Below are 1,045 nucleotides of genomic sequence, written 5' to 3'. Positions count from 1 at the left end.
GTGTAGTTTTTCTAAGTCTGATGGCATATCTCCGCGTTGATCACTTGGAAGTGTATCCACTTTATCCTGCGCATTCTGTTTGGCATCCGCTGCATCCTGATTCGCTTTTTCAAGTGCTTCGTGTTCGTCTGGCGTAATTAGGCCGTCCGCATTCGCTTCTTTTAACTTGTCTTGGGCCGCTTGATCCGCATTTTTGGCTGCGTTAACGGCATTTTGAGCCTCTTCGCGTTGTCTATCGACGTCATCACTTACGCCGTTTGCATCTGAATCGTTCACATCTGGAACGTCGATGCCATGTAGTTTTTCTAAGTCTGATGGCATGTCGCCTCGTTGATCTGACGGTAAGGCATCGACTTTTTCTTGAGCACTCTGCTTAGCCTCGGCTGCATCTTGATTAGCTTTTTCTAAAGCTTCATGCTCATCTGGCGTGATAAGTCCGTCCGCATTCGCTTCTTTCAACTTATCTTGCGCAGCTTGATCCGCATTCTTAGCAGCATTAACGGCACTTTGTGCCTCTTCGCGTTGTGCATCAACTTCGTCGGAGACGCCGTTCGCGTCTGAGTCGTTCACATCAGGGATGTCGATGCCATTCAACTTTTCGAGTTCTTCTGGCATATTTCCTCGCTGATCACTTGGAAGTGCATCCACTTTGGCTTGCGCACTCTGTTTAGCCTCAGCAGCATCTTGATTTGCTTTCTCAAGTGCGTCGTGTTCATCCGGCGTAATTAGACCATCTGCATTCGCTTCTTTCAACTTGTCTTGGGCTGCTTGATCTGCACTTTTAGCTGCATCTACTGCCGCTTGAGCCTCTTCGCGTTGTGCATCTACATCGTCGGAGACACCATTTGAATCAGAATCGTTCACATCCGGAATATCAATGCCGTGTAGTTTTTCTAAGTCTGATGGCATATCGCCTCGCTGATCACTTGGCAGCGCATCAACTTTGTCCTGTGCATTCTGCTTAGCATCCGCTGCATCCTGATTCGCTTTTTCTAACGCTTTATGCTCATCCGGTGTAATCAATCCGTCCGCATTCGCTTCTTTC

Annotated in this window: 1 protein-coding gene; it reads right to left on the bottom strand. The window is 47.9% G+C overall.

All coding sequences use genetic code 11. The features are described from left to right. The coding region (locus HMPREF2802_RS10060) for a GA-like domain-containing protein (protein WP_218085174.1) at nucleotides 1-1,045 on the bottom strand (1,045 nt) is incomplete at both ends.

Source organism: Staphylococcus sp. HMSC071G07, from assembly GCF_001811435.1.
GTDB lineage: Bacteria > Bacillota > Bacilli > Staphylococcales > Staphylococcaceae > Staphylococcus > Staphylococcus pettenkoferi.
Note: the sequence above shows the minus strand (reverse complement) of the source record. Positions and strands in the feature narration are given on the sequence as shown.